Below are 25,987 nucleotides of genomic sequence, written 5' to 3' on the forward strand. Positions count from 1 at the left end.
ATCAGGCTGGTGGATTTGCCTGTATCTGCTCTATGAACAGACTGGTTTTTTGATTGATGAGCAAGCCAGGCAAACGGAATAGTACCGCTTGCGCAGGATGTTTAGGAGGCCAATTGTACGGACTGCCGCCAAGCGAAACAAAAAAGACCAGCTTGCTAGCAGGGCTATTAAAAATTGGCTTATAAGCATTGATTGGCGCTGCTTATCCATCAATCACGGGCAGGAATGTTCAGACCGCGTTGTACTGCCGGGCGGGCCTGGAATTGCTGCAGAACACGGGCCACGTTCTTGAATTGCTCATACTCCACCAACTCGCCTGCGCCGTAAAAACCGATCAGGTTGGCAATCCAGGGGAACAGGGCAATATCGGCGATGGAGTAGCTGTTGCCCACCATCCAGTCCTTGCCTTCCAGATGTTTGTCGATCACGCCCAGCAGGCGCTTGGATTCGTTGACATAGCGGTCACGGGGACGCTTGTCTTCAAAGTCCTTGCCGGCAAATTTGTGAAAGAAGCCTAGCTGACCAAACATGGGGCCTACGCCGCCCATCTGGAACATCAACCATTGCAGGGTTTCATAGCGTTGGGCCGGGTCTGCAGAGAGCAACTGGCCGGATTTTTCTGCCAGATAGATCAGGATGGCACCGGACTCGAACAGGGCCAGCGGCTTATTGCCAGGGCCATTGGGGTCCAGAATCGCCGGGATCTTGTTGTTGCTGCTGAGCGAAATAAATTCCGGGCTGAGCTGGTCGTTGCGTTCAAAGCTGACCAGGTGCGGTTCGTAAGGCAGGCCAATTTCTTCCAGCATGATGGAAACCTTGACGCCGTTGGGGGTGGGCAAGGAATACAGTTGCAGGCGCTCGGGGTGTTGAGCCGGCCATTTGCGGGTGATGGGGAATGCGGAGAGATCGATTGTCATGACGTCCTTCACAATGGGGTGTAGAGGAAGCCTTGATAGTAGCAAGCTGTACGGTGACATACCGCCGCAGCCCGTTGCCTAGTAAGGTATTTGTATCGCTTAGCGACTGCGTGGGCGCAAGGGGTCCAGCAAGGATTTCAGGCCGTTGTGATCCAGCTCGTGCATCAGGGCCAGCAATTGGCCCAGCCGCCCGGAAGGAAAGCCTTCACGGGCAAACCAGTTCAGATAATGCCCCGGCAGGTCCGCCAGCAAGCGACCTTTGTATTTTCCGTAAGGCATGGTGGTATTTAGCAGGGCAAGCAGGTCGTCGCTGGATTCAAGCATGGGGGCTTAACGTAGATGGTCCGCAAAGAACGCTAGTGTACGTTCCTGAGCCAGCTTGTAGGAGGCTTCGTGGAAGTCGGGGCGATGATCGCAGCCGAAACCATGACCGGCAGGCTCGTACACGTAAATGGCCACGTCTTTCTGCGCGTCTTTAATGGTCTGAATGGCGCTGGCAGGGATGGAGTGGTCCTGGGCACCAAAGTGCATTTGAACCGGAATCCTGGGCTGTTCCTGGGCGTTCTGGGCAATTTGCGAACCATACCAGCAACTGGCGGCTTTCAGACCTTGCAAGCGGCAGGCGGCCAGCCAGCTCAAGGAGCCACCCCAGCAATACCCCACAATCCCAATCTTGCGTGAACCCAAGGCGTCCACGCAGGCCTGGATATCCAGCAGGGTCTTATCCTGGGCAATGCCGTTGCGCAGTGCCAGACCTGCTTGCACGTCCTCGGCGGTATAGTCCAGCTCTACATTTTTCTCTTGCCGGTCGAACAGGGCGGGAGACAGGACCCGGTAGCCTTGCTCGGCAAAGCGCTCGCAGGTGTTGCGTATGTGTTGATTTACACCAAAAATTTCCTGCAACACGATCAAGCCGCGTTCGGCCTTTTCGTCGCCTGCGGCATAGGCCTGGAAACGGTGCTGGTCTGCGCTGGTCAAGCTAAGCGTACTCATGGCGTGTCCTTTAGCTGTAAAACAATAATTCTCTCTTATAACAGTCGCCCATACTGGGAGGCCAGCCTCAGGACGTTTACAATCCACCCCGAACGGCGGGGGTGTCTAGCTCTCGCCCAAGCCCCTCCTACCTCAATGGAATAATGATGCGTGACGTGCTAATGGACAGTCTGTTCTGGACGATTGTGATGCCCTGGTTCTTGTTTTTAGGGCTATTTCTTGTTCCCAAGAAACCTTCCTGGTTGCGAAACTACGCCTTTCCGGGCGTGTTCATTGCAGTAGGTTTGGGTCTCGTGGCTGGGGTGGCAGTCGGTGTGGGTATTTTCAGCATCGTGCTGGGCCTGATCGCCTTTGCCGTGTGCTACGAAAAGCCAAAAGCCAGCGCCTGAGTCAGGGACAAACCGTTTGAGAAAAGCCATCGCGGCGTGCTGCCAGCGATGGTTTTTTTGTCGCCGGGCCGCCCCAAGGCTCGGCGCCCCCGGGGAAACCTCCCTCTCGGGGATGAGCCTGGACACACAGCAGTCCATTGCGGACTGCTGTGTGCCTGGCGAATCCGAGCGGCATACAAGCCGCGAGGTGGAGCGCAGGCCGAAGGCGTAGCGTGGGGGGGCTTCAGCCGTCGACTGGCTCGGCAGGCGTATCCAGCGTCAGCAGATAGAAGGCGACATCCAGCCAGCGGCCAAATTTGAACCCCACTTCCTTGAAGGTGCCCGCATGTGTGAAGCCCAGGCTTTGATGCAGGTGGATACTGCCCGCATTGCTGGCATCAATACAGCCTACCAGGGTATGCACATTGGCTAGACGGGCACGCGTGACCAGCTCTTGCATCAGAGTTTTGCCCAGCCCTTTGCCGCGATGCTCCGGGTGCACATATACGCTGTGTTCCATGGTGTATTTGTAGGCGGGAAAGGCGCGGAAGGTGCCCCAGCTGGCAAAGCCCATCAGCGTGCCTGAATCATCGATGACGCCGACTACCGGAAAGCCGTTGGCGCGTTTGGTGGCAAACCAGCTCACCATGGCCTCGGGCGGGCGTGGGACATAATCGTAAAGTGCGGTGGAATTCACGATGGCGTCGTTCAGGATCGCCAAAATAGCGGCTGCATGCTGTTCTTCATTGCAGTCTATAAAATGCAACCCGCTGTCACTGTCTTTCATTGATCCCTTCCTGTCATGGGGGAGGCCAGGGTTTCATCACCAATCGCGACAAGGTAGTGGGGCGGCCTGGCTGTGTGGATTGCTAAAGCTAACGAGCGCTCGTTCTGGCCTATCGTGTGGCGTATTTTATTCCACTCTATTGGGTTTCTCATGAGAAATTCCCCGTAAGAAGATGCATTGATTCGCTCTATTTTTTGGGCTTGGATTCTGCCATCCAGACACACGCTTTAGGAAAAGAAAAACGCGCAGCCTGGGCTGCGCGTTTTTGCACTCTTGCTGGCTAGGTCAAAGCTGATCTGCTTGCCTAACCATCCATGTCCTGCAATCAATCGTAGCGAGCCGCGATATTGCGTTCGCCAATAGCCAAACCCGTGGTCATCCCCAAGCCGGTGTGCATGACGGTAACTTGCGTGCTGCCATCTGCCTGCAAGACAGAAAATGGAGCAGGTCCTTTCGCGCCATACACCCCTTGCCAGCGTTGCAGCACCTGCACCGGGCAGCCCAGCACGGTTTCTGCCAGAGCCAGCAAGTACTGGTCTGTTTCTTCCTGATTGAATGGGCTGGCTTGCTGACCGTAGTCGTGCGAATCACCAATAATCAGATCCCCGTCCGGGGTGGGGCTGATCAGCAAATGAATGCCTTGATCCAGCAGTACACCGTGACGTTTCTGTACCTGCTCGCGCAGCGTGTCTGCCAACGGCAGATCGCTAAAGGCGCCGTAGTGCAGGCAGGACAAGCCCGTCAGCAAAGGACGGTCCAAAGCCCAGCCTGTATCTTGCGCACGTACTTTCAGCATTTGCAGACGAGTTACCGACGGTTTGACGGTATCGAGCAGTTTGCGATGCAGGCTGCTGTAGTCATGACCGGGGCACACAAAAATGCTGTTGGCCGTGAAGGTGCCCGCACTGCTATGTACCTGACCTTCCTGGGCGTAGTGCACATGCGCTTGCGTGTACACGTCCACTCCCATGGCTTGCAGGCTGCTGGTGATGGCGGGCAGGGCGTCGCGCGAGTAGATCTGCAAATCGTCAAAACCTTGCAGTGCCCCGTGGTGATGCCCCAGGCGGCCATCAAACAAGGCGGCCAGCTCCTTGCCGTTCAGCATTTTGCAGGCAACGTTTTCATCTTGGGCACGGCCCTGGGCAAAGTCTTCCAGCAGTTCCAGTTCCAGATGATTGCGGGCCAGTACCAGCGAGCCATTGCTGCGTACATGAAAACCGGCTTGGGCAGCCAGTTCCAGCCACAGACCGCGGCTTTGGCGAGCCAGATCCATCATGATGCCCGGTGCCTGGCCTGTGACCAGAACCTGACCGAAATTACGTATGGTGGCGCCTTGGGCCTGGTGACTGCGCTCGAGCACAGCCACGCTCAGCTTGCGGCGGGCAGCCGCCCAGGCATGTGCCATGCCCAGGATGCCGCCCCCCACCACGATGACATCGTAGTGTTGTGTGCTCATTACTTCTTGGCTTCCGATTTACCGTCGTAACGCTTGGTCCATTCTTCGATGATGCGCTCGCGGTTTTCAGCGGCCCAGACGAAGTTGTTGTCGATCAGACGCTGATTCAGGTCTGCTGGCAGGTGCGGGTTGGCGGTGGCGATGGACGGAATGGCCAGGACCGCAAAGTTGGTCTTGTACAGGTGGTTGGCTGCTTCGCTGGCCGAGAAGTCAGCCAGTTTCTGGGCGGCTTCCAGGTTCTTGGTGCCTTTCATGATGCCAGTGGCTTCAATTTCCCAGCCCAGGCCTTCTTTAGGGAATACCAGTTCCAGGGGAGCGCCTTCTTCTTTCAGGCGAGCACCACGGTAGTCAAAGGACACGCCAATCGTGTATTCGCCCGCGGCAGCCATGTTGCAAGGCTTGGAGCCGGAGTGGGTGTAGGCGCCGATGTTCTTGTGCAGACCGTCCATAAAGGCCCAACCCTTGTCTTCACCGAACAGTTGCAGCCAGGCGCTCACGTCCAGAAAGCCGGTGCCCGAGGAGGCCGGGTTAGGCATGACGATCTTGCCAGCGTACTCAGGCTTGGTCAGATCTTCCCAGGACGTAGGCATGGGCAGCTTGTTCTTTTCCAGTTCGACGGTGTTGACGCACAGTGCTGCTGCGTAGCCGTTCATGCCGACCCAGCTGGGTGGGTTGTTCTGGTCGCGCATTTTGGCGTCGATTTTTTCCAGGCCCTTGGGGGCGTAGGGCTGCAGCATGTTCTGGCTGGCCATCAAGCCTAGCGAGGAACCGGCCAGACCCCAGATCGCGTCCGCTTTCGGGTTGTTCTTTTCAGCCAGCAGCTTGGCGGTAATGATGCCAGTGGAGTCGCGCACCCACTGGATCTTGATATCGGGATTCTCTTTTTCGAAAGCAGCCTGGTAGGCCTTGAGCTGATCGGCTTCCAGTGCGGTGTACACCGTCAGGGTGGTGGCCGCTTGGGCCAGGGAGGCGGCGCCCATCAAAGCGGCAGCCAAGGAGCTCAGAACAATGGTTTTCATGGAGAAGTGTCCTTGTGACAGCAAAAGGGGGGTGGGGGGTTAGAGAGAGTCGGCAGGGCATTCGCCCTGGGCCATGCGCTCGGTGATTTGTTCAATCACGGCGGGCAGTTGGGCAACGGTATCAATCAGGTAGTGGGGCTGGGCATGGGCAAAGGTGGCTGCTGCGCGATCGCGCAGGGTCTGGCGGCTTTCCTCGTCCAGAGCCAGAAACTCCAGTTCGGTCAGACCGGCGGCATTGCCCGAGAGCAGCAAGCCCACGGTCCACATGCCGGCATTGCGGCCTTCTTCGATGCCGACCGGGGTATCGTCAATCTTTACGCAAGCACCGACATTCGTGATTTCCAGACGAATGACGTTTTCCAGTGCCATGGCAGGCCAGGGACGTGCTTGCGGGACTTCATCAAAGGCGACGTGGTAGTCCACCAGCACTTGCTGGCGGTGTGCGTGTTGCAGCAGGTTGTCCAGCACCAGACGCGGGTAGCCGGAGCAGGAGCCAATTTTCAGACCTTGGCGACGTGCCCAGGACAGCGTTTCGCGCGCACCGGGAATGGCGGCGGAAAATTCGCCCACGCGCTCGTTTTGCATGGGCAGGAAGGTGTTGTAGATACGGTCCACATCGCTGTCATCGGGCTCACGCTCGTGCAGGGCCATGAACTGGGCATGTACTTCAGGCAGCTCCAGCATGGCTTTGATATGGTCCCATTTGCCGATGCCCATGGCGCTGCGGGCCTGGTCCAGGTTCAGGGTCAGGTCAAAGCATTTGAAGGCTTCCACCAGAATTTGGGTTGGGGCAAAAGAGCCAAAATCCACCAGCGTGCCGGCCCAGTCAAAAATCAGGGCTTCAAGGCGCGGGGCCTGGGAGCGTGGCGTATCAAGTGGCGTATTCGCGCAAGTTGGGGATGGCATTGCGGTCCTATCGGGTTGGGGAAAGGGAAGAGGAGGAGCGCCAGGCCTGGCTGCGACGCAAGGCCGCGCGGCTGAGCACATGAACCAGCAGGCAGACAAAACCGGAGCTGAGCATGATGACCGTACACATGGCGGCAGCCGGGCCAATAAAGCCGGCATCATCCATATTCATGACCGCTACCGAGGCCAGCACAGTTTGCGGGCTGTACAGAAAGACCACGGCAGACACGGTTGTCATGGCCGAGACAAACAGGTAGCGCGAAACCGAGAGCAGGGCAGGCAGGCACAGCGGCACAGTCACACCCATCAAGGTGGACAGGCGTGGCGCTTTCAGAGAGGCGGCGGCGGCTTCCAGCTCGGCGGGAATGGCCTTCAAGGCCGTCACAAAGTTCAGATGAGCGCTGGTGTACAGGTGGATGACGGTACACAGCACCAGCAAGGTCATGGAGCCGTACAGGCCCGCCAAGGGGTTCTCGGGGTGATTGAAAAAGAAGATGTAGCCCAGGCCCAGCACCAGACCGGGAATGGCCATGGGGGCCAGCGCCAGCATCTGCAGCACGCCGTACAAGCCTTTTTCGGACTGACCCCGAGCGGGCAGCTTTTCCAGCACCCAGGCACCCAGGAAGATCAGGGCCGACCCCAGAATGGCGGTAAACAAGGCCATGGTCAGACTGTTGCGCCAGGCCAGCCAGCCGCCACCGTCCATATTGTTGAAGTCATAGGACTTCAGAGACAGGCTCAGGTTGTAAGGCCAGAATTTGATCAATGAGGCCCAGACCGCCATGCCCACAATCGTCAGAATGGCCAGGGACACCAGAACCAGCACCGCGGTGAAGTAACGGTCGCGCTGACGATGTGGCAGGGGCGAGTAGGCGCTTAGCGATCCTTGGGCCTGACCACGGGCACGAGCCCGCAGGTGGCGATCCAGAAAGAAAGTCAGCACAGCGGGAATCAGCAGCAGCACGCCAATGGCAGCGCCTTTGGAGAACTGCAACTGACCGACCACGGCTTTATAGGCTTCCATGGCCAGCACGTTGTAGGAGCCACCCACGACCTTGGGTACACCGAAGTCGGTGACGGTCAGCGTAAAGACCAGGCAAGCGGCAGAAAAAACGGCATAACGGCTGGCGGGCAGCGTCACTGTCAGGAAACGACGCAAGGAGTTCGCGCCCATGGCTCGGGCCGCGTCATACAGACGGGCATCGGCCAGAGCCAGACCTGTGCTCAGAATCATCAAGGCATGGGGGAAAGTGTAGAAAGCTTCGCCCAGCACAATGCCCCAGAAACCATAAATCGTTTCACCGCCCAACCAGTGGCGCAGCAAGCCCTGATTGCCGAACAAGTAAATCAAGGACAAGCCTGGCATCAAGGAGGGTGCCAGCAAGGGCAGTAAACCCAAGGCACGGAACAGACCTGCGCCACGTATGCAGCAGCGTTGCAGGGCAAAGGCAAAGGCATAGGCAGCGGGGATGACGATAAGCAAGGTGGTCATGCCAACCAGCACGCTGCGACCCACCATGGACATGAAGCCGGGGGCACTGATAATGGACCAGAACTGACCCAGGCCCACGAGTTGCCCGTCGCTGTCCTGAATGGCGCGCAGCAGGATAAACAGCATGGGCAGGGCCAGGAACAGGACCAGCAGGGCAAACAGGGCAATCAACAAGGCACGTCGTGCTGCCGAGCCTATCCAGACAGGCAGCACGGGACGGATCAGGGGATGGTTCTTCACACTGGTTTCAACAACAGGCAGGCCATACAGGCTGGTGGAGGTCAGGGGGATAGCGCCAGGCTGTGGTACGGAATCAGTGGTGGGCATGCAGCGCCTCGCTGGGAAGCTGGATGCGGCAGCGACGCGCGGCCAAGGGATCAAGCAGGCGATCGCCCTGCTCAGGGTTGACGATGGCCTGTACGGTCAGACCGTCCATGCCTTCGGGGCGCAGCGTCAGCTTGTAGTGGCGGCCCAGAAAGATGCCATCCACAATGTCGGCCAAAAAGGTATTGGTGACAGGGGCGGGGCTGTTGTTGTCCAGCACACGAATGTTTTCAGGACGAATGAAAAGGCGTCCGGCACTTGTGGGCGCTTCCTGGCTCAAGTCCAGCCGGACACGCTCTACCAGTACCGAGCAATCGTGCAGGGGGGTAAAGGGCAGCCAGTTGGCTTCACCCACAAAGCCTGCCACAAACGGATCGGCAGGAGCGCGGTACAAGGCCTGGGGGCGATCAAACTGCACCAGACGGCCTTTGTCCATGACGGCGATACGGTCAGCCATGACCATGGCCTCTTCCTGATCGTGCGTGACCATCAGGGTCGTAATGGACAGTTGTTTTTGCAAGGCACGCAGCTCGCTGCGCAGACGCTCACGTACCTGGGCGTCCAGAGCCGACATGGGCTCATCCAGCAAGAGCAGTGATGGTGAGGGAGCCAGTGCACGGGCCAGGGCCACGCGTTGTTGCTGGCCTCCGGACAACTGAGCCGGATATTTGTTTTCCGAACCGGACAGGCCCACCAGATCCAGCATTTCGGATACGCGCTGACGCACTTGGGAGGCCAGGTTCTTGCGTGGGGACAGGCCGTAGGCAATGTTCTGGGCGACGGTCAGGTTAGGAAACAGCGCGTAGGACTGAAACAAGATGCCGTAGTCACGCTGTTGGGGCGGCAGGTGGGTAATGTCACGGCCTGCCATTACGATGCTGCCTTGATCGGCCTGTTGCAGCCCGGCAATGCAGCGCAGCAAGGTGGTTTTTCCGCAGCCCGAGGGGCCCAGCAAACACACCAGCTCGCCGGCTTGTATATCCAGGCTGACCTGGTCCAGAGCAGTAAAGGAGCCGAACTGCTTGTGCAGTCCTTGTATGGTTAAAAATGCAGGCTTGGCGCTCATCCCGGGGTTCCGACTTGTCATGAATGTCATGAACGTCAGTATGGGAGTCGTATATGGCGGCCCTATGACAGTACAACTAATTTCTGTAATACGAGAATCGGATAATTTGGGCTTTGAGTCTTAGCAAGGAGAGCGACAGCATGCTGGCTCTGGAACTGAAGTCCTTTCACGCCACCGCCCATTGTGGCTCTATTACCAAGGCTGCCCAGCAACTGGGGATCAGCCAACCCACGGTGACGTCGCATCTGCGGCAGCTGGAAACCCGCTATGGCGTGGAGCTGTTCTATAGGCAAGGCAAGGGTGTGTACTTGAGCCAGCAAGGGGAACGGCTCCTGCCCCAGGTCGAGCAGTTGATGCAGCAGGCCGCGCAGATCGATTTCAGCTTGCGCGATCTGCGCGATCTGAAAAGTGGCATATTGCGCGTAGGCGCAACCGGGCCGTATTACATCATGGCGGTATTACGGAATTTTCATCAGGCCTACCCCGGCGTGAAGATGCGTTTGAGCATTGATAACTCGCAACGGGTTCTGGGGGCCCTGCATGACTATCAACTGGACGTAATCGCGTCCTCTGCTTTAGTTGATGACGCGCGCCTGGTGCGCCTGCTGCTGGCCTCCGATCCTCTGGTCGCTGTGCTGCGGGTGGACCATCCTTTGGCAAACCGTCAGCGTGTACGCATTATGGATTTGTGTCGCTATCCCATCTTGATGCGCGAGCAAGGTTCCATGACGCGGGAACTGTGTCATCAAGTGTTTCGTCAGGCCGGGCAGGAACCAGGCCAGATTCTGGAAATAGGCAGCCGGGAGGCGATAGGGTGGGGGGTGGTATGTGGCATGGGAGCCAGCTTGCTGCCCTTGCGCGAGGTGCCTGCGCATCCGGACATCATCAGCTTGCCGCTGAGTGATGTGTCGGCTCATTTGAGCGAGTTCGTGTACTGCCTGAAAGAACGCGCGCAGGGCCATGCCATACGCGCGTTTCTGGAGCAGGTGCAGGCCGAGTTGCCTGCACCGGCATAAGGACCGGGATCAAGCCAGTTCGGCCAGACCCTTTTCAAAAGCCTGACGGGCTTTTTGCACGGCGTCGCGCTGTTCCTGAACGGCTTTGCGCTGGCTGGCAATCTGGTCTTCCTGCTGGGCCAGTTGCTCGCTAAAGCGCTGCCCTAAGGTGCTTTGGGCACTGACTGCTGCCAGGTTGGCGCGGATGCGCTCCTGTTCGGCCACGGTTTCGTTCAGGCGCTCGACGGCCTGGTTTTGAGCCTGCTGGGCCTGGCTCAGTTGACGACGCAGCTCAATCAGCTTGTCCATCTTGGCTTGCTGCGCGCTGTCCTCACCGTTGCCACGCCATTGCAGCAGCATGTTCTCGTCGATTTCTTCCAGACGCAGTTCCACATGGTCCTGCAGGCTCAGCTGGGCGGTGACAGTGACTGTCTTGCCTTTGGCAACCTTCACTTTCAGGCGGTGCTCCTGGGCCGTGTCGCTATCGTGCGCATCCGATTTGAGCGTCCAGCCGTCCTGACGGGGCAACTGGATCAGCACGGTACGATCTTCATCGGCCGGGGCTTTGATCTCATAGCGGAAGTTCTGCAAGCGTGTCCATTCCGAACGAGCTACGCCGTCCGTCACGCGGGTTTTGCTCAGGCGATATTCATCCGTCTGCTCTTCGCGGATCTGCACTTTGCTGTCCTGGGCAAAGTAGATCAGGCGCTGCTCGCCAGCAGGCAGGCCGGCCAGCTCCGCGTCACCCACATGGCCGTCCTGTTCATTGAAGACCGTGATAATGCCTGGTGGCAGGCTGTTGGCCTGTTCATTGTTGACCCAGATAGCGGCGGTGGGGTGATCACCTGCCTGGCCGCTGCGGTAAACCGACAGCGATTCGGCTTGCAAAGACGTATCGATAAAAGGCACCGATACAGTTTGGCCTGTGGGGACGCTCAGCGTCTGAGGCAGCGTGAAGCGTACTTGAGTCAGCCCTTCCTGTGCCTGGGTGCTGGCACCCGCGCCGCCCGCAGCCCACTGTTTGGCCATGCTGCTATCGGCCGCGTACGCCGCGCTTTCCATCATGATGGGAGCGGGGGCGGCTGGAGCCATGCGGGCACGCATGGCGGCGCCAGTTGCTTTGCGAGCTTGATTCGCGCTGACCGTGGCTTGGGTGTCCGCTTGCGGGGCGATGGAGCTGCCTACTGCAACCGGCAGTTCGGGACGTTCGTTCCAGTACCGCTCCAGCAGACGCTGGCGCAGCATCACTGGCGAACCGGAGCTGAGGGTGACTTTCACATCCTTCCAGTCTTCGCCGCTGGTGTTCTCAAAAATGGCCCAGGCCTGCAGGCGGGCCTTGCCGTCCTGCATCATCAGGCGATAGGAGCTTTTCCAGACCGGTGCGGGAATCAGGTAAGACAGGCGCGCTGTCTGGGTATCGGTCTTGTTCAGGACCAGCTGAATATCACGCGATTGCTGATTGCTTTGGCCTGCCAGCACTTGGGTGGCCTGCTGCAATTGCTGCTGCAAGGTTTTATCCAGAATCTCCAGACTGGTATCCGGGCCCAGCTCCAGGGTCTGGATCTGGCCTTGCTCAGTCAGCACGCTCAAGATGGCCTGGGCGGGGCGTTCGTTGGTGGCGGCGGTTGCTTGCACGCCCAGAACGGCACCTCGTACCAGACGACCCTGCGAACTGGCGCTGACTTGCTGGCCGCGCAGGGCCTGCGCCAGGGTAGCGGGCGAGCGCAGGTCTTTGGCCGAGAAGGGCAGGCTGTCAAAGCTTTCTTTCAGCGGGGCCAAACCGGATAGCGTCAGGGATTCGATGCGGTTCTTGCCGTCGACAGCCATCAGGGTTTTCAGAATGTCATCGACCTGGGTCAGGGGGACACGCAACTGGGCAGTGCCCGCGTCGGAAATGGGGATTTGTCGCTCGATCTCGGCCATACCGGCGCTGGATAAGGTAATGGACTCGATCTGCTGGGCCCAGGCGGTACTGGCTGCCGAGCCCATCCAGACCAGGAGCAGGGCGCCGGTCAAAGAGCGCAGTCGAGGTGTACGCGCAGCGTGGGGCACAAAGTGGTTCATAGCGCTTCCTTATTCATCCGTAAGCGAAACAAAGGTGTGAAGCGCATTATGCCTAGCCTTGCTGGGCTCTGTCTGTCATTCGGGTAACAAAAAAATGCCATGATCCCGCTTTGCTCCCCCTGGAGCAAAAAATGCTTACGTCATCAAAAGCACGCAAGGCTCTGCTAGGATTTGGGCAGCGTGGCCTGTGCAGGCGCGCGTTTATTAACCCGGTGAAGGATCAATATGATGTGGACGTCGTGGGGCAATGCCTGGGCGGGAATGGGGCTTGCTCTGGTTTTGGCGGTTTGTTTTTTCTGGCCTGCCCGACGCTTGTCCTGGAGCTTGCCCATAGAACTGGAGCCTGAACTGGCCGGGCGTTCGTCGCGTGTCCATCGTCAATGGGGATGGGTATGCCAGAGTCTGGCCCTGGTTCTGATGCTCTGGGCCGGTTGGCGCTGGCAACTGACACCAGCGGCAGCGGCGGCTTGCGTGTTGATCGCCGGGACGGCCTTGCTGGCCTGGATTGACGCGGAGACCGGCTATCTGCCCGATCGCCTGACTTTACCCTTGCTGTGGCTGGGTTTGCTGGTCAACCTGGATCACACCTTCAGCAGCCTGCCTTTGGCCGTGATTGGCGCAGCACTGGGTTACGGCCTGCTGTGGCTGTTGAATCATGTGTTCTTGTTGCTGACCGGGCGTGCGGGTATGGGCTATGGCGACTTCAAATTGCTGGCCGCGTTGGGAGCGTGGCTGGGAGCCGCCGCCTTGCCGGGGATTCTGTTGGCAGCCTCCCTGCTGGGTTTGCTGGCGGCTTTGGTCTTGCGCCTTGGCGGGCGTCTGCAAGTCGGGCAGGCGATTCATTTTGGCCCTTATCTGGTTCTGGGAGGCTGGGTCATGCTGTTTTCCCTGCCTCGCATTCTGTAAACAATGCCTCGGTTTTTCTACATTTTCGATCTTGTGCGAATGGCTTAATTCGACGCCGGGTGGTTTGGTCTTGGATAGGAGTCGTGGTAAAACGTCCGGGGCCCATCGGGCTGGCGGGAGTTCCGCCCGCGCTTGATGTGGGCATACAACGCGGTTCTATGGACATTATCCCGCTGACAAAGCAGGCGGGAACCTGGGGATGAAGGCATGATTATTGTTGTTGGCGCCGGTGTGGCGGGTTTAGCGGCGGCGCGTCGCCTGAGCATGCAAGGTCAGGAAGTGACATTAGTGGCTCCCCAGGAGCCCCAACCCTCGTTTGGCGAAACCTTGTCTGAACGTGGAGTCGTGGTGTTGACTAGTCTGGGCTGGGCAAGCTGCTTGAATGAGACGGTGGCCTTACGTTCACAAGGGCGTTTTTCGGTATGGGGTGGCTCAGGATTGCGCACCGTGCAGGATGAGGACGGGCAGGGCTATCTGCTGGACAAGGCCCGTCTGGAGCAGGCGCTGTTTGAGCGCGTACAAAAAGAAGCGAAGGTCAGTATCCGTCAAACGCGCGTCCTGGGTCTGGAGCATCAGGCTGAGGGTGTGATTGCCAGGCTGGCAGACGGTAGCAGCCTGGAGGCCGCTGCCTTGATCGATTGCACGGGTCGTGCCGCCCTGTCCGCCGGAGCGGCCGCCGAACGTCATCGTCTGGACAGGCTGGTTGCTGCCTGGCACATCTTTGACTTGCCCGAAGGGTCCGAGCCATTGGCCGCTTCGCTGGTGGAAGCCGTCGAATTGGGTTGGTGGTATTTGTCCCCCATGCCTGGCCATCGTTTGATGGTGGCCTTGTTCTCGGACTCCGATCTTTTGCCCGATGGCTTGAGTCGTGATGGTTCGGTATGGGCCGGTTTGCTGAGCTGTGCCGACGCGGCACGGGTGCGTATGGAAAGCCTGGGTCTGGATAGCCAGATGGCGGATCACACTCCTAAAGTCAGCGCTGCCGCCAGCTGTACGGTGTCTTACTTCGTGGAAGGCCGCATCTTGCGTGCCGGTGATGCAGGCGCGGCCATGGACCCTTTGGCTGCCAATGGTTTGGCAACGGCCTTGTGGAGCGGATCACAATCGGCACAAGCTGCTGTGGCCCTGACGCAAGGCAATCCGGAGCCGGCACGTGCTTATGAGAAAGACTATTTGCTAGGCTTGGTGCGTCATCTGAATTCGCAGCACGCTTTGTATGGCATGGAGCAACGCTACGCGGCGCAGCCTTTCTGGCAACGCCGTCATCGCGCATTGGAATGATGCCCAAGAGGGCGGGATAGCTGAATAGCTTGCTATAACACCGTCAGAGTTAAAAAAGAGCCGAAACAGCATGAGCCTTGTTTCGACTTTTTTGTGGCTGGCAGTTATTCAGTACATCTGGAATTGATTCTGGGCGCTTCTGGCCGCATCCTGACAGAAGCTCTGCCTGTTGGCGGTTGATGTGTCCAGCAGAGGGATTAGGCGCATTGAGGTGATCCCCGCAGGATCTGCATGCCAATCATTTTCGCCTTCAAGCAAGGCCCTTAAACACTGTGTTTTCTGAAGACGAAAAACAAAAAGCCGATCATTTTGCAATGATCGGCTTTTTGAGGAATTTGTGGTGCCCAGGAGAGGACTCGAACCTCCACACCCGAAGGCACATGGACCTGAACCATGCGCGTCTACCAATTCCGCCACCTGGGCTTTGATTCAGGCTGCTGCCCGTCTCAAGCATTAAATTATAGGACGAAATTCCAAAGTAAAGCAAGCGTTTTTAGCTCGATAAATTTAATTCCAATTTCTAGTTGATTGGCATTCTCATTATCATTATAGTGTGTCGTGTGATATAGCATAAGAGTATGAACATGAAATTCAATACATTGGATGTCGAGCGCATGCTGCTGGATATGGGCCAGGGCCGAAAGTACTCCGCTCGGGCCATGCAGCTCATGCTGATGGTTCTGCTCAAAGAGGGCAGTACTCACGGTTATCAGTTGATTCGCCGCTTTGCGCAGCTTAGCCAGAACAGCTATGTGCCCAGCGCAGGCGCGGTGTATCCCGCCCTGGCGTATTGCGCCACGCAAGGCTGGGTGCTGATCGAAGAAGAAGGTCGTCGCAAGATGTATAGCCTGACCAAGGAAGGTCAAACGTATCTGGAAGAGCAAAAGGAAAAGTGCGATTACCTGATGCAATCCCTGACCTATCGCGGACGCAAGCTGGTTTGGATACGGCAAATGCTGGCCGAGCACAACAGCGACGAGGATTTGAAGGCCGCACAGGAGCAAACAGGCTGGTTGCCAGAATTTGTCCAGGTACGCCACAGCCTGAAGCAGGCCATGTTTGAACAATCAACAGCCAGTCTGGAACGACAGGCTGAGGTGGTGGCCATTCTGGAAAAAGCCATCGCCGAAATACGGAACTTGCCCAAGGAGTCTTAAGAATGCAGTCCGAACAATTAACGCAGAAAGTTGCTCATACCTTGAAGTTGCGTTTGCTGACCGTTAAGAAGCGACGCGAACTGGGGCCTGATATGGTGCGCATCACCCTGGAAGGCTCGGATCTGGAAGGTTTTTATACCCCCGGCTTTGACGATCACGTCAAACTGATTTTCCCGGACCCGATCACCAAAGAACTGCGGCTGCCCCAAATGGGCGATCGTGGCATGGTCTTTGCCGCCGGACAGGAAAAGCCCCCCATCCGCGACTACACCCCTCGAGAGTTCCGTGAACAGGAACTTGAGATGGATATTGATTTTGTGGTCCACGGTGAAGGCCCGGCATGCCAATGGGCCATGCAAGCCAAAGAGGGCGACAAGCTGGGCGTGGCCGGTCCGCGTGGATCCTTCCTGGTCAGCAAGGATCTGGATTGGCAAATCCTGATTGGCGATGAAACCGCTGTGCCGGCCATGGCGCGACGAGTGAAAGAACTGCCTTCCAATGTGAAGGTGCAGGTGTACGTGCTGGCACGCAATCTGCTGACCGTGGGGGCGATGGAAGCGCCGGATCACGTCACCGTGAACTGGATTCCTTCGCTGGCGGGTCTGAATGGCATTCTGGATGCACTGCGTGCCGCACCCGAGTTGAGCGGTACCGGCTATGTATGGGTTGCCGCAGAGTATTCCATTGCTCAAAGCCTGCGCGAGTACTGGGTGCAAGAACGCGGTCTGGATAAAGGCGCGATTCGGGCCAGCAGCTACTGGCGTCAAGGCGATCAGGGCGAGGATGCCCCACGTCTGGACTAAGCGGCTTTTTGCTGAGGGTAGGGCTGGGCGCGCAAGCGTCCGCCTACTTTCAGGACGGGCTGCAAATCCGTATCCAGCACAGTATCGGGATGAGCCAGACGGTGTTCGTCAATCAGGCGGGCAATGGCATCCATGTTCAGCAACAAGGTGCTGTCAATATCGTGCTGGAAGCGGGCCCAATAGCCACCGCGACAACTGGAACCCAGCCAGCGCGGCTCGTAATGCCCGACCGTATCCGCATGCGATTCGCACACAACGGCCAGCCGGGAACAACCGGGGCGCAGGACAATGCGGTAGCTGTGCTGTTCCAAGGTCAGGTGATAACAAAACGATGCAGACATCAAACACTCCTGTTTAGCTCTTGGAAGGAACTTCCGGGTGAGCAAGTTGGATTAAAAGACCCTTTGCCTGGCAGGGGCCAGGCATAAAAAAACCCGCTGGCAGCGGGTTCTTGTCTTGATGATCCCATTGATTGCCAGATGGCCATATCTTGAATCCACCTTGTGCGGGTACACAGGTTGGCATGGGTTGCCCCAACTCTTGATATAGCAATAAGCATAAAAGCGTTTCTTATGAAGTGCAAGGGCCGCGCTTATTTCTGTTGGGTATGAGAAATACAGAAATAGTTTGCACTATTTAAAATTCGTGCTATAGTTATCTTCTGTCTTGCAGAGATGCGTTGAAAAACAAATCCAGCAGTCAGAGCCCAGGTGGCGGAATTGGTAGACGCGCATGGTTCAGGTCCATGTGCCTTCGGGTGTGGAGGTTCGAGTCCTCTCCTGGGCACCAAAATTCCTCAAAAAGCCGATCATCGCAAGATGGTCGGCTTTTTGTTTTATGCGTTCGGAAAACAAGGGCTTTGAACCTTGTTTTAGGACGAGCAAAGTCGCTTATATAGGTCTGGCGGCGGCTGTATGCATAACCGTGATCCGCATCAGAAAGAGGTGCCTTTAATCACCCGATCAAAGAAATCCTCTGGGCCCATTTGTCCGCCTTTAAGCACCAGCTCCAGCCCATCAATCTCATCGTCCCCATGGCAGAGGCAGGCGGCAACGCCTGGGCTGACTAAACCCAGATAACTCAGGCCCCAAATACCCAATGCCTGGGTGCTCAAGCTGGATGTATCTCCGCCAGCAATGCAAAGACGAGACAACCGTTGCTCTAGTCGTAATTGTTTGACCAGATGATGTAAAAACTGCGCGCTATCTTCCGCGACTCGCTGTGCAGGCAGGGCGGTGCGGGTTCGGTCCTGATTGGCAGGCTTTGTTCGCAGCAAGGTATGGCGCCCTTTGCGCATATTGTCGATGACGATTGCGTGCAGCTCTGCCGCATAGCTTGGGCTGTGATGCAGTTCGCAGGGGTCAAGCTCAAAAGTGTCTGCCTGTTGGCAATGGTCGACTTGTCGGGCAGTAACGGGCGATTGACTTCCCACCAACAGCAATACAGGCTCCGCACTCCTGGGCAGCCCAGCAGCAGCCTGGCCGGAAGTTTTGCGCCGTTGACTTAGGTAAGCCTGTGCCACGCTGCTGGAACCCGCCGTTAATACCGTCCCATGTCGACTCAGTTCGTTCAACAGCTCACCGGCATATTCAATATCCTGCTCACATGCAATATCCAGCAGGGGATGGAGGTGCCCGTGATCTCTGGCTTGCTCTTGCCATTGCAGGCTTTGTTTGTCCGCTTTGTAGTTCGGCTTCCGATACTCGGTCCACGGCAAAGAGGACACGTTTCTTAATCCCTGTGCTTGCAGATGAAGCTGTAAATCTGCTTCGCTCATGGGCGTGACGGGGTGTGATCCCATCGTAGGGTGTCGATCAATCCGGTAGACCTGCCCGTCTTGCCCGGCCTGGGCAAACAGGGTGGCAAAGACGCAGTACCGTCCCAGGTTTACTTGTCCGCCCAGCACAGGACTGACAGCGACCTGAGCCAGTGGGCGCAGGCATTCCAGAGCAAGGGCAATATTGCCGATTTCAGGGCTGCTGTCGAAGGTTGAGCAAATCTTGTAATGCAATAGCTTGGGCTGCAAGGAGGCCAGGAAAGGAGTGACCGCCTTCAAGGTGCTGCGGATGTGTTTGCAATCCAGTGAGCGTGTCGCCCCCGCCAGCCCTATGGCTTCCATACCGCGCAGCTTCTTCAAATGCTCGGGGCCGGGAGCTTGTAAAAGCAAAATGGCGGTGACGCCGCCCTGGCTTAGGGTTGCCAAGGTGTCACTGGCTCCGGTGAAGTCGTCGCCATACCAGACATATTCGGGGCGTAATACAGTCATCAGATCTTTCCGGTCAGGCCATTTTCGGGCCAAAAAACGCCAGGGCCTGGGCCAGCTCGTCGCATGTTTTGGCTTGTTCGTGCACGCTGATTCCTTGGTCTGCTGCTTGCCAGGCCTGTTGCAGACTGAGCACTCCTGCATGCGCTCCGGCCGGGTGAGCCAGAATGCCGCCACCTGCCATGAACAGCACATCGGTACTGTTTGCAGCCTGCCAAGTTGCTTCCACGGTTCCCGCCCATTGTCCGGAAGACACCACGGGAAGGACACGATCATCGTGCTGGTCGTCCAGACGATGCAGACAATGCCCAATGGCTTCCCGCACTTCCTGATCGGCTTGTGCAAATTTCCCCTGCAGTCCGTGTACGTGAATATGGTCTGCCCCGGCCAGACGCCACAGGGTTTGATAGGCACTGACCGAAATTCCCAGCAAGGGGTGGCGCGACAAGGCTCCGTAGCCATTGCGATGTGCATGCAAGGCCAGACCGGTGTGACGGCGCAGAGTTTGCAGCGCGGAATAGCCTACCCAGTTCTGGCTGACCATGACGCAACTGCCTCCTTCGCGCTCGACCAGATCTGCGTGGCGTTTCATGGCATCGGTTTCGTCCGTAATGTTGAAAGCAAACATCACATGCTTGCCGCTGCGCTCTTCATGAGCGCGTATCACTTCCATGACAGCAGGGATGCGCTCATGCAAAGGCGAGTGGGCCGGGTCGGCGCAGACCTCATCATCCTTGATGAAGTCCACCCCGGCATCGCACAAGGTTTGCACCAGTTGCACCACATCCTCAGTGCGCAACCCCACGCTGGGTTTGATGATGGTGCCGACCATGGCGTTGCGTACTACACCAGTACGTGAGCGGGTTCCGGCAATACCGAATGTGGGCATGTCGAACTGGCGCCGGTATGAGGCCGGCAACTCCAGCGACTCCAGCCGCAGACCTGTTACCTCACCCAGATCAAACAGATTGCCTGTGACGCAGGCCGCCAACGTAGGCAGGTTGGCACCGATATTAGCGATAGGAAACCGTATGTCGACCAAGGCTCGCTGATAGGGTCCAGAGGTGCCCCTTCGTTCCAGCAAGGCATTGGACAAGCTGGGCCGCGCGACGCTTTCCAGGCTCTGCACGCGTTCTACTGTGGCTCGTGCACGTTTGCGCAGTTCTTCGGTTTCTCCTGCAACACGGGTAAATGTGCCGCAGGACTGTTCGCCAGCGATTACCTCGGCAACCTGCTCGGGCGGCAGGGGAGTTTCGATCAGGTAACGGGCCAGAAAAGTGTCAGTGCTCATGCTGTCTACGACCTATAGCGTGCTCAGATCAGGGAAGGGGCGTACCGGGTCCTGGCCGTTCCAGTTTTCGGAGGCGGCGCGGATCATGGAGAACATCTTGCCTTTGGGGCCCGCCACCTCGGATAGCTCAATGACGGCACCGGGATGAAACTCGGTATCGAAGTAGCAAAAACGACCGCGCTCGCCAACTTCTCCGCTCATGACGACGTTCAAGCCATGGTCCAGTGCGCGTTGCAGGTCGGCATCGTAGTTTTCTGTCCAGTAGGCCACGTGTTGCAAGCCCAGTTGACCTGCTTGCAGAAAGTCCCGGTACATCGAGGGCACATCGTTGCGGCATTGAATCAGTTCTACTTGCACAAAACCGGAATTGGCCAGGGCGACCGAGTTGTGCGGCTCGTAGGATTCGCCTCGGTACTGGTAATTCTTGATGCCGACTTTGGGGTTGTAGTACCAGGGGCCTACACCCAGTTGGCGACTCCAGTAGTCCATGGCGGCTTCGATATCCCGCACCACATAGCCAAGCTGGCGGATTTCACCAAATAAGGTACTCATACACAATTCCTGAAGGGGTAAATCAGCTGAGCGAAGGCGCAGCCTGTCCCGCGGCAGGCACGGGGCGCTGCCGTCGGAGGGTTATCAATAGGGAGAGAGGCCGGGTGCCTGCCCGGCTAAGCGTTACTGGCCAGCGCCCTGGACGATTTCGTCAGGAATAGGCACACCGGCATATTTCAGGTGGATCTCATTGAGCTTGCCGTTTTGCAGATTGGTCTTGATCCATTCATCCACCCAGCCTTTCAGTTCAGGCTCGTTCTGGCGCATGGCAATGCCCAGCTTGTAGGACTCGATCACGAACTTGACCTCGAAAGGCCGCGAGGGATTGCGGTCGGCAATGGCTTTGATAATGGGTGGCGTGATTGCCACAATGTCGGTCTGACCGCTGGCAGCGGCGGTAATCGAGGCAGCTTCATCATCAAAGCGCACCAGATTGGCTTGTGGTGCCCGCTCACTGATGAGCTTGTCCTGGGGGCCGCCACGGGTCACGGCGACACGCTTGCCCGCCAGATCTTCCATGCCTTTAATGTCCACATCTTTGGGAGCCCCAACGGCCGCCTGAATGGCACCGTAGGGAATGGAAAAGTCGACCGCTTTGGCGCGTTCGGGCGTAATCGACAGTGAAGAGATAATCAAATCGGCCTTGTTGGACAGCAGATTGGGAATGCGGGCGGAGTTGGTGGTCTGTACGATCTCCAGTTCCACTCCCAGATCTTGGGCCAGCAAACGGGCGGCTTCAACATCCGAGCCTACCGCCTGCATTTTGTCGTCTATATAGCCATAAAAGGGGGCGCCCAGGTCGATACCGACGCGGATTTTTTTAGCGGCCTTGATGTCGTCCAGCGCATTGGCGCTGGCAGCGGCGGACAAGCCGGTCAGGCCCAGGGCCAGAATGGTGGCACGCAGTAGGGTCGAGAGTGTCATGGTGCAGTCTCCGTCAGGATATTGTTATGGTGCTAGGGAAGAATCTTTACAGACCGTGAGCCAGAAAGGCTTGCAGCTCCGGGGTTTGAGGATTGCGCAGCATGTCGCCGGGGCCGGTCTCCCAGACGCGCCCCTGATGCATGAAAATCACCACATCGGCCACGCGGGCAGCAAACTCCATTTCGTGGGTGACCAGGACCATGGTCATGCCATCGGCCGCCAGGCTTTCAATGACGCGTAAAACCTCGCCGGTCAGTTGCGGGTCCAGCGCTGAGGTCACCTCGTCAAACAACATGACTTTGGGTTCCATGGCCAAGGAACGGGCGATGGCAACGCGTTGTTGCTGACCACCTGATAACTGTTCCGGATAGGCCTGGGCCTTGTCGGACAGCCCCACTTGCTCCAGGGTGCGGCGGCAAATGGTACGAGCTTCTTCGCGGCTGCGTCCACGCACGACTTGCGGAGCCAGCATGATGTTGCGCTCTACGGTTAAATGCGGGAACAGGTTATAGCTCTGGAACACGATGCCCACATCGGTCCGCAGCGAGCGCAGGCACACATCCGGGTCGTGGACCTGATGGCCGCAGACTTCGATCTGGCCACGATCAATGATTTCCAGTCGGTCTATGCAGCGCAGGGCTGTACTTTTTCCTGACCCGCTACGTCCGATAATGGCCGTGACCTGACCTTTGGGAATGGCAAAGGACACACCGTTCAGGACGGCATTGCTGCCAAAACTTTTGTAGACGTCTTTGAGTTCAACAACGATAGACATAAAAACTCCTTGGCGATCCGAACTTATTTCTGCACCGGACGATGGGCAAAATGCAGGCGCATCTCCAGGCGGCGGCTCCAGGCCGACAAGGGATAGCACAGGGCGAAATACAGGGCTGCAATCAGCACGTAGATCAGGAAGGGCTGGAAGATCGAGTTATTGATCAACTGGCCGGCTCGCACCAGTTCCACAAATCCCACAATGGACGCCAGCGAGGTGTTCTTGATGATTTGCACCATGAACCCCACAGTGGGCGGTGTGGCAATGCGCACAGCCTGGGGCAGAATCACCAGAGACAGCCTTTGCCAGCGAGACAGGGCCAGGCATTCAGCCGCTTCCCATTGGGTTCGGGCCACGGACTGGATACTGCCGCGCCAGATTTCACCCAGGTAAGCACTGACGTAAATCGTCATGGACAGCCCGGCTGCCACCAGCGGCGGCAGAGTCAGCCCCATGATGCTGAGCCCGAAATAGGACAGGAACAGGATCACCAGCAAAGGCGTGCCTTGAATGATCTGAATGTACGCAATGGCTAGATAGCGCAGGGGGCGCCATGAGCTGATACGGGCCAGGGCCACCAGGGCACCGCCTAGTCCACCACCGATAAAGGAAATCAGGGACAGCACGACCGTCCACAGTGCACCTTCCAGCAGGAAGTTCAGATGATTGGCATTGAATCCGCTTGTGAACATGGCTTAACTCCGGCCGCGCAGCGCACGCTGACGAGAAAAAACTAGTTGCCCGCTTAGCCACAGAACCAGTCGCATCAGTAAGGACAGGGCCAGATACAGGACGGCGACCAGAATGTAGGCCTCGAAAGGGCGGAAGGTATCGGCCTGAATATGGTTGGCCATGGCCGTCAGTTCTTCCACCGAAATCTGCGAGGTCACGGACGACGCCAGCATCAGCAGTACATACTGGCTGCACAAGGACGGGTACACACGCTCCAGCGCGGGCAGTAAAATCACATGCCAGTAAGTTTGGGCGCGAGTCAGGCCCAGACATTCAGCCGCTTCCAATTGGCCTTTATGAATGGAGTCCATGCCAGCGCGCATGATCTCGCAGGTGTACGCCGCCACGTTGATGACCAAGGCGGCCAGAGCCGCGCCAAAGGCGCTGACTTTCCAACCCAGGGTGGCCAAACCAAAAAAGACCAGGAAAATCTGCACCAGCAGCGGCGTATTGCGGATGATCTCCACATAGAAACCGCAAAGGCGGGCAATTAGACTGGATGAGCTGCGGCGTCCAATGGCCAGAAAAGTGCCTGCTATAAAACCGAGCACGGTGGCCGGAACGGACAATTTGATTGTCATCCAGGCCCCTTGCAGCAGTTGCGGCCACTGAAGCAGCACGCTTGAAAAGTCAAAGGTATAAGTCATGGCTGGACGGGTGGAGCCGACGGCATCAGACAGAATCAGAGCGTGCTGATTCCGGAATGCTGCTGGCCTTGTCTCCCTATGGTTTACATGTTTTTATGATGTTTTTTGCTGTGCTGTTGCGCTAGCCTTTTTGTATGGTATAGAAGCCACTTAAAGCCTGTCCAGCCAATCCAATGATGGTTTTTGATTGACTAATAAAATCCCTAAAATCAGCGATATTGCCCGCTTGGCGGGTGTTTCTACTGCGACTGTGGATCGGGTGCTGAACCAGCGTCCCGGTGTGCGTCCCGGTACGGTACAGCACGTGCTCAAAGCCGCGCGACGACTGAACTACATCAGCGATACGCAGCTGAACGTGGATCGAGACATCAAGCCCATGCGCATCACTTTTTTGCTGCCTGCTGGCAGCAATCGGGTGATCCATATGTTTGGCGACGCAATCGACTATTCGCACGCCCAGTTGCAGCCCTTCAATGTAGATTGCCGTACCGAGGTTTTTAGTGGCTTTGACCATGAGTCTTTGGCGCAGGCTTTGCTGGGTTTACGGGGGCGTACCGATGGGGTGGTGTTCATGGCTTTGGAGCATCCCTTGGTTCGCGAGGCGGTGAACACTTTGGCAAGCGACGGAATTCCGGTCGTGACCTTGATCTCGGACTTGTCGGCCTCGGCACGCTGCGCTTATGTGGGGCTGGATAATGTGGCAACCGGTCGCCTGGCCGCGTATTTGCTAAGCCGCTTGAGTGCAGGGCAAACCGGAACGTTTGGTTTGATTGCCGGCAGTCTCTGCTATCGGGCGCATTGCGATAGAGAGTCCGGTTTCCTGCAATTGATGCAGGAGAAAAACTGGGCAGACCGGGTGATGGGGGTGCGAGAAGGGCACGACGATCCGGAGAGCAATTATCGTCAGGCCCGACTGTTGCTGGAGCAACATCCCGACCTGATTGGTATCTACAACATTGGCGGTGCACCAGAAGGTGTGGCAAGAGCGCTTAAAGAGGTGCGGCGCGACAAGAAAATTGTTTTTGTCGGCCATGGGCTGACGTCAGATGTGCGTGCCTTGCTGATTGAGGGCACCCTGGATGCCATCATCATGCAGGACCCGCAGCAGTCCATTTTGAATTGTGTGCGTGTGTTGACCGCCTCCCGGCAGTCAGGCGAGGCAACACCGAAGCTCAAGCCCATGAATAGCATCGTGGTGTTTCGAGAAAATCTTCCCTGAGCTTGTTTGCCGTGCGGGCTGGACCTCGCTGTACTCCTTGCTGTATTTATAAGATGTATTTAATATATATCTTTATGGGCGGTGGCGATTTCATCAACTGCCTCACCTCATGTTAAAGGGATAAAAAATGCAAGTTGGAATGCTGAAACTGGCGGGTCTGCGACACCCTGAATGTGCCGATAAAGTGGCCATTGCCTTGGCGGCTATCGACGGCGTGCAAGCGGCAGATGCCTCGTTCGAAAACGCAAAAGCGTCGGTTCGCTTTGATGAAACCCAGGTCTCACTGGAAGATCTGCATGCTGCCGTTGAGCGGGCTGGCTATCAGATTGCCAAACCTGCGCATGGTGAAGACGGTGCATGTTGCGGTGGTTGCGGCGGTTAAATCCACTACATCCTGAAGCTGAAAACCGATTGTCGAAACACAGTCGGTTTTTTTATGGCTGCGCAAAGCAGGGGGCCAGGTTTGAGCGTGGTGCGTTGAGCGTGTCGCCTTGGCTCCACTGGCGCCAGTTCCAAGGCGCATTCACAAGCCTGTAAAGAAAGCAGCCGATCATGCGGTGATGAGTCTTTATGTGGAAATAGCTGTGTTCAAAAAAGAAGAGAGTCGTAGTGCTGCTCGTTTTCTGTCACAGTCAGATTTAATCGCATTGCTGCTGAAGGATAATAAATGTGTGGAGCCACAAAATAAAAAAGGCCGATCATTGAGAAATGATCGGCCTTTCGGAATTTTGGTGCCCAGAAGAGGACTCGGTCACACAGGCGCGACCCCGGTCGGGCTTGCATGCCCGACCTTTCTCGTCCCCACGTCAGGTGCTCAAGCACCTGACTTTCCGTGCTGGAATGCAAAAAGCCGACCATCTTGCGATGATCGGCTTTTTGGGAATTTGGTGCCCAGAAGAGGACTCGAACCTCCACACCCGAAGGCACATGGACCTGAACCATGCGCGTCTACCAATTCCGCCACCTGGGCATATCGTTGTATGCTTATGGCTGTGCCAAAAGCTTCCAACATCTTTACTGCGTGAGCAGCAAAGAAAAAGGATTATAGGC

The 25,987-nt window shown here is 57.2% G+C and carries 26 protein-coding genes, 3 tRNA genes and 1 riboswitch; of the genes, 9 read left to right on the forward strand and 20 right to left on the reverse strand.

The window, feature by feature from the left end:
* Positions 1-209: 209 nt before the first annotated feature.
* From Q9R35_RS02885 to Q9R35_RS02895, 3 genes are all read right to left on the reverse strand, one after another.
* Complete coding sequence (locus tag Q9R35_RS02885; RefSeq protein WP_311219318.1) at positions 210-917, reverse strand: glutathione binding-like protein; 708 nt, start codon at positions 915-917, stop codon at positions 210-212.
* 99 nt (positions 918-1,016) lie between these two features.
* A complete protein-coding gene (locus tag Q9R35_RS02890) occupies positions 1,017-1,241 on the reverse strand; it encodes a DUF3820 family protein (protein ID WP_003799391.1) in 225 nt (74 codons plus the stop codon).
* Between the two features lie 6 nt (positions 1,242-1,247).
* On the reverse strand, positions 1,248-1,910 hold the full coding sequence (locus Q9R35_RS02895; RefSeq protein ID WP_086068513.1) for a dienelactone hydrolase family protein: 663 nt from the start codon (positions 1,908-1,910) through the stop codon (positions 1,248-1,250).
* Between the two features lie 146 nt (positions 1,911-2,056).
* Here Q9R35_RS02895 and Q9R35_RS02900 point away from each other — a divergent pair, with 146 nt between their 5' ends.
* Entirely contained in the window at positions 2,057-2,299 is a 243-nt protein-coding gene (locus Q9R35_RS02900) for a hypothetical protein (protein ID WP_223254053.1), read from the forward strand.
* Positions 2,300-2,522: 223 nt separating this feature from the next.
* Here the strand turns inward: Q9R35_RS02900 and Q9R35_RS02905 are convergent, their stop codons facing one another.
* The 6 genes from Q9R35_RS02905 to Q9R35_RS02930 form a co-directional block, all read right to left on the reverse strand.
* Positions 2,523-3,065, reverse strand: a complete 543-nt coding sequence (locus Q9R35_RS02905) for a GNAT family N-acetyltransferase (protein ID WP_086068512.1) — start codon at positions 3,063-3,065, stop codon at positions 2,523-2,525.
* 325 nt (positions 3,066-3,390) lie between these two features.
* The gene (locus Q9R35_RS02910) at positions 3,391-4,521 is read right to left on the reverse strand and encodes a TIGR03364 family FAD-dependent oxidoreductase (RefSeq protein ID WP_042481465.1); all 1,131 of its coding nucleotides are present in this window, start codon (positions 4,519-4,521) and stop codon (positions 3,391-3,393) included.
* Positions 4,521-5,540 carry a putative 2-aminoethylphosphonate ABC transporter substrate-binding protein gene (locus tag Q9R35_RS02915; protein WP_045930064.1) on the reverse strand — a complete coding sequence of 340 codons (1,020 nt, stop codon included), beginning with the start codon at positions 5,538-5,540 and terminating at the stop codon, positions 4,521-4,523. The genes Q9R35_RS02910 and Q9R35_RS02915 overlap by 1 nt, the downstream gene beginning before the upstream one ends.
* A gap of 39 nt (positions 5,541-5,579) precedes the next feature.
* Complete coding sequence (gene phnX / locus Q9R35_RS02920) at positions 5,580-6,446, reverse strand: phosphonoacetaldehyde hydrolase (protein WP_042481459.1); 867 nt, start codon at positions 6,444-6,446, stop codon at positions 5,580-5,582.
* Between the two features lie 7 nt (positions 6,447-6,453).
* A complete protein-coding gene (locus Q9R35_RS02925; RefSeq protein WP_371317324.1) occupies positions 6,454-8,160 on the reverse strand; it encodes a putative 2-aminoethylphosphonate ABC transporter permease subunit in 1,707 nt (568 codons plus the stop codon).
* Positions 8,161-8,251: 91 nt separating this feature from the next.
* Positions 8,252-9,328 (reverse strand): putative 2-aminoethylphosphonate ABC transporter ATP-binding protein, encoded by a 1,077-nt coding sequence (locus tag Q9R35_RS02930; RefSeq protein WP_042481457.1) that lies wholly within the window; start codon positions 9,326-9,328, stop codon positions 8,252-8,254.
* A gap of 140 nt (positions 9,329-9,468) precedes the next feature.
* Between Q9R35_RS02930 and Q9R35_RS02935 the strand changes: the two genes are divergently transcribed.
* Complete coding sequence (locus tag Q9R35_RS02935) at positions 9,469-10,344, forward strand: LysR substrate-binding domain-containing protein (RefSeq protein WP_042481452.1); 876 nt, start codon at positions 9,469-9,471, stop codon at positions 10,342-10,344.
* A 9-nt stretch (positions 10,345-10,353) separates the two neighbouring features.
* On the opposite strand, the gene Q9R35_RS02940 is transcribed toward Q9R35_RS02935, so the two are convergent.
* Positions 10,354-12,387 carry a DUF4139 domain-containing protein gene (locus tag Q9R35_RS02940; protein ID WP_042481449.1) on the reverse strand — a complete coding sequence of 678 codons (2,034 nt, stop codon included), beginning with the start codon at positions 12,385-12,387 and terminating at the stop codon, positions 10,354-10,356.
* Between the two features lie 225 nt (positions 12,388-12,612).
* On the opposite strand from Q9R35_RS02940, the gene Q9R35_RS02945 reads away from it, so the two are divergent.
* Both Q9R35_RS02945 and Q9R35_RS02950 read left to right on the forward strand, forming a co-directional pair.
* Positions 12,613-13,293 carry an A24 family peptidase gene (locus Q9R35_RS02945; RefSeq protein ID WP_371317323.1) on the forward strand — a complete coding sequence of 227 codons (681 nt, stop codon included), beginning with the start codon at positions 12,613-12,615 and terminating at the stop codon, positions 13,291-13,293.
* A gap of 207 nt (positions 13,294-13,500) precedes the next feature.
* Entirely contained in the window at positions 13,501-14,574 is a 1,074-nt protein-coding gene (locus Q9R35_RS02950) for an NAD(P)/FAD-dependent oxidoreductase (RefSeq protein WP_125303016.1), read from the forward strand.
* Between the two features lie 338 nt (positions 14,575-14,912).
* Here Q9R35_RS02950 and Q9R35_RS02955 read toward each other — a convergent pair.
* Positions 14,913-14,997: transfer RNA gene (locus Q9R35_RS02955), tRNA-Leu, on the reverse strand.
* A 161-nt stretch (positions 14,998-15,158) separates the two neighbouring features.
* Between Q9R35_RS02955 and Q9R35_RS02960 the strand changes: the two genes are divergently transcribed.
* On the forward strand, positions 15,159-15,731 hold the full coding sequence (locus Q9R35_RS02960; RefSeq protein ID WP_231691416.1) for a PadR family transcriptional regulator: 573 nt from the start codon (positions 15,159-15,161) through the stop codon (positions 15,729-15,731).
* 2 nt (positions 15,732-15,733) lie between these two features.
* Positions 15,734-16,534 (forward strand): siderophore-interacting protein, encoded by an 801-nt coding sequence (locus Q9R35_RS02965; RefSeq protein ID WP_045930055.1) that lies wholly within the window; start codon positions 15,734-15,736, stop codon positions 16,532-16,534.
* Here the strand turns inward: Q9R35_RS02965 and Q9R35_RS02970 are convergent.
* Positions 16,531-16,875, reverse strand: a complete 345-nt coding sequence (locus Q9R35_RS02970) for a hypothetical protein (RefSeq protein WP_252605113.1) — start codon at positions 16,873-16,875, stop codon at positions 16,531-16,533. The genes Q9R35_RS02965 and Q9R35_RS02970 overlap by 4 nt on opposite strands.
* 117 nt (positions 16,876-16,992) lie before the next feature.
* Positions 16,993-17,086: riboswitch (SAM-I-IV-variant riboswitch) on the reverse strand.
* Positions 17,087-17,238: 152 nt separating this feature from the next.
* On the opposite strand from Q9R35_RS02970, the gene Q9R35_RS02975 reads away from it, so the two are divergent.
* Positions 17,239-17,323, forward strand: a tRNA-Leu gene (locus Q9R35_RS02975).
* Positions 17,324-17,468: 145 nt separating this feature from the next.
* Here the strand turns inward: Q9R35_RS02975 and Q9R35_RS02980 are convergent.
* From Q9R35_RS02980 to Q9R35_RS03010, 7 genes are all read right to left on the reverse strand, one after another.
* The gene (locus tag Q9R35_RS02980; RefSeq protein WP_311219320.1) at positions 17,469-18,800 is read right to left on the reverse strand and encodes a four-carbon acid sugar kinase family protein; all 1,332 of its coding nucleotides are present in this window, start codon (positions 18,798-18,800) and stop codon (positions 17,469-17,471) included.
* A 13-nt stretch (positions 18,801-18,813) separates the two neighbouring features.
* Positions 18,814-20,088, reverse strand: a complete 1,275-nt coding sequence (locus tag Q9R35_RS02985) for a ribulose-bisphosphate carboxylase large subunit family protein (RefSeq protein WP_311219321.1) — start codon at positions 20,086-20,088, stop codon at positions 18,814-18,816.
* Positions 20,089-20,100: 12 nt separating this feature from the next.
* Positions 20,101-20,640: a VOC family protein gene (locus tag Q9R35_RS02990; protein WP_042481426.1), complete on the reverse strand. Its 540-nt coding sequence runs from the start codon at positions 20,638-20,640 to the stop codon at positions 20,101-20,103.
* Positions 20,641-20,763: 123 nt separating this feature from the next.
* Positions 20,764-21,564: a transporter substrate-binding domain-containing protein gene (locus tag Q9R35_RS02995; RefSeq protein ID WP_063690580.1), complete on the reverse strand. Its 801-nt coding sequence runs from the start codon at positions 21,562-21,564 to the stop codon at positions 20,764-20,766.
* A 46-nt stretch (positions 21,565-21,610) separates the two neighbouring features.
* Entirely contained in the window at positions 21,611-22,339 is a 729-nt protein-coding gene (locus Q9R35_RS03000; protein WP_063690578.1) for an amino acid ABC transporter ATP-binding protein, read from the reverse strand.
* A 23-nt stretch (positions 22,340-22,362) separates the two neighbouring features.
* Positions 22,363-23,031 (reverse strand): amino acid ABC transporter permease, encoded by a 669-nt coding sequence (locus tag Q9R35_RS03005; RefSeq protein ID WP_042481420.1) that lies wholly within the window; start codon positions 23,029-23,031, stop codon positions 22,363-22,365.
* 3 nt (positions 23,032-23,034) lie between these two features.
* Positions 23,035-23,718: an amino acid ABC transporter permease gene (locus Q9R35_RS03010; RefSeq protein ID WP_042481417.1), complete on the reverse strand. Its 684-nt coding sequence runs from the start codon at positions 23,716-23,718 to the stop codon at positions 23,035-23,037.
* Positions 23,719-23,905: 187 nt separating this feature from the next.
* On the opposite strand from Q9R35_RS03010, the gene Q9R35_RS03015 reads away from it, so the two are divergent.
* Both Q9R35_RS03015 and Q9R35_RS03020 read left to right on the forward strand, forming a co-directional pair.
* Positions 23,906-24,937, forward strand: coding sequence for a LacI family DNA-binding transcriptional regulator (locus tag Q9R35_RS03015; RefSeq protein WP_042481414.1), 1,032 nt, complete (start codon positions 23,906-23,908; stop codon positions 24,935-24,937).
* A 127-nt stretch (positions 24,938-25,064) separates the two neighbouring features.
* Complete coding sequence (locus Q9R35_RS03020) at positions 25,065-25,319, forward strand: heavy-metal-associated domain-containing protein (RefSeq protein ID WP_042481410.1); 255 nt, start codon at positions 25,065-25,067, stop codon at positions 25,317-25,319.
* Positions 25,320-25,822: 503 nt separating this feature from the next.
* Here the strand turns inward: Q9R35_RS03020 and Q9R35_RS03025 are convergent.
* Positions 25,823-25,907, reverse strand: a tRNA-Leu gene (locus Q9R35_RS03025).
* Positions 25,908-25,987: the final 80 nt, after the last annotated feature.

Source organism: Alcaligenes sp. AB3, assembly GCF_031844565.1.
In the GTDB taxonomy this organism is placed as follows: domain Bacteria; phylum Pseudomonadota; class Gammaproteobacteria; order Burkholderiales; family Burkholderiaceae_B; genus Alcaligenes; species Alcaligenes faecalis.

Excerpts from the sequence above, each read along its gene's own strand:
- Q9R35_RS02890 (WP_003799391.1), bottom strand. The coding sequence starts at position 1,241 with ATGCTTGAATCCAGCGACGACCTGCTTGCCCTGCTAAATACCACCATG.
- Q9R35_RS02990 (WP_042481426.1), bottom strand. The coding sequence starts at position 20,640 with ATGAGTACCTTATTTGGTGAAATCCGCCAGCTTGGCTATGTGGTGCGG.
- Q9R35_RS02885 (WP_311219318.1), bottom strand. The coding sequence starts at position 917 with ATGACAATCGATCTCTCCGCATTCCCCATCACCCGCAAATGGCCGGCT.
- phnX (WP_042481459.1), bottom strand. The coding sequence starts at position 6,446 with ATGCCATCCCCAACTTGCGCGAATACGCCACTTGATACGCCACGCTCC.
- Q9R35_RS02930 (WP_042481457.1), bottom strand. The coding sequence starts at position 9,328 with ATGAGCGCCAAGCCTGCATTTTTAACCATACAAGGACTGCACAAGCAG.
- Q9R35_RS02985 (WP_311219321.1), bottom strand. The coding sequence starts at position 20,088 with ATGAGCACTGACACTTTTCTGGCCCGTTACCTGATCGAAACTCCCCTG.
- Q9R35_RS02965 (WP_045930055.1), top strand. The coding sequence starts at position 15,734 with ATGCAGTCCGAACAATTAACGCAGAAAGTTGCTCATACCTTGAAGTTG.
- Q9R35_RS02940 (WP_042481449.1), bottom strand. The coding sequence starts at position 12,387 with ATGAACCACTTTGTGCCCCACGCTGCGCGTACACCTCGACTGCGCTCT.
- Q9R35_RS03000 (WP_063690578.1), bottom strand. The coding sequence starts at position 22,339 with ATGTCTATCGTTGTTGAACTCAAAGACGTCTACAAAAGTTTTGGCAGC.
- Q9R35_RS03005 (WP_042481420.1), bottom strand. The coding sequence starts at position 23,031 with ATGTTCACAAGCGGATTCAATGCCAATCATCTGAACTTCCTGCTGGAA.
- Q9R35_RS02900 (WP_223254053.1), top strand. The coding sequence starts at position 2,057 with ATGCGTGACGTGCTAATGGACAGTCTGTTCTGGACGATTGTGATGCCC.
- Q9R35_RS02970 (WP_252605113.1), bottom strand. The coding sequence starts at position 16,875 with ATGTCTGCATCGTTTTGTTATCACCTGACCTTGGAACAGCACAGCTAC.
- Q9R35_RS03020 (WP_042481410.1), top strand. The coding sequence starts at position 25,065 with ATGCAAGTTGGAATGCTGAAACTGGCGGGTCTGCGACACCCTGAATGT.
- Q9R35_RS02895 (WP_086068513.1), bottom strand. The coding sequence starts at position 1,910 with ATGAGTACGCTTAGCTTGACCAGCGCAGACCAGCACCGTTTCCAGGCC.
- Q9R35_RS02945 (WP_371317323.1), top strand. The coding sequence starts at position 12,613 with ATGATGTGGACGTCGTGGGGCAATGCCTGGGCGGGAATGGGGCTTGCT.
- Q9R35_RS02980 (WP_311219320.1), bottom strand. The coding sequence starts at position 18,800 with ATGACTGTATTACGCCCCGAATATGTCTGGTATGGCGACGACTTCACC.
- Q9R35_RS02935 (WP_042481452.1), top strand. The coding sequence starts at position 9,469 with ATGCTGGCTCTGGAACTGAAGTCCTTTCACGCCACCGCCCATTGTGGC.
- Q9R35_RS02905 (WP_086068512.1), bottom strand. The coding sequence starts at position 3,065 with ATGAAAGACAGTGACAGCGGGTTGCATTTTATAGACTGCAATGAAGAA.
- Q9R35_RS02960 (WP_231691416.1), top strand. The coding sequence starts at position 15,159 with ATGAAATTCAATACATTGGATGTCGAGCGCATGCTGCTGGATATGGGC.
- Q9R35_RS02995 (WP_063690580.1), bottom strand. The coding sequence starts at position 21,564 with ATGACACTCTCGACCCTACTGCGTGCCACCATTCTGGCCCTGGGCCTG.
- Q9R35_RS02915 (WP_045930064.1), bottom strand. The coding sequence starts at position 5,540 with ATGAAAACCATTGTTCTGAGCTCCTTGGCTGCCGCTTTGATGGGCGCC.
- Q9R35_RS03010 (WP_042481417.1), bottom strand. The coding sequence starts at position 23,718 with ATGACTTATACCTTTGACTTTTCAAGCGTGCTGCTTCAGTGGCCGCAA.
- Q9R35_RS02910 (WP_042481465.1), bottom strand. The coding sequence starts at position 4,521 with ATGAGCACACAACACTACGATGTCATCGTGGTGGGGGGCGGCATCCTG.
- Q9R35_RS02950 (WP_125303016.1), top strand. The coding sequence starts at position 13,501 with ATGATTATTGTTGTTGGCGCCGGTGTGGCGGGTTTAGCGGCGGCGCGT.